This window comes from Rhizobium sp. KNZ2-6A (genome assembly GCF_056755475.1).
Genome location: NZ_JBNDIC010000160.1, coordinates 1 through 248 on the forward strand (window position 1 = coordinate 1; position 248 = coordinate 248).

Consider the following 248-nt stretch of genomic DNA (forward strand, 5'->3'; position numbering starts at 1 on the left):
ATCGTTGCGGCGATCTCGAATTACCTGGCCGAGCAGGGCTGCAACATCGTCGATTCCAGCCAGTTCGACGATCTCGATACCGGCAAGTTCTTCATGCGCGTCTCCTTCATCTCCGAGGAAGGCGTCGGCGAGGCCGAGCTGGTCGAGGGCTTCAAGCCGATCGCCGAAGCCTTCGCCATGGAGGCGGAGATCCACGATGCCAGGAAGCGCATGAAGGTGCTGCTCATGGTCTCGCGCTTCGGCCATTG

At 60.9% G+C, this 248-nt stretch carries 1 pseudogene; it reads left to right on the plus strand.

From position 1 onward, the window contains the following. Positions 1-248 (plus strand): annotated as a pseudogene (gene purU / locus ACPYOP_RS33030) (formyltetrahydrofolate deformylase); the annotation flags it as partial.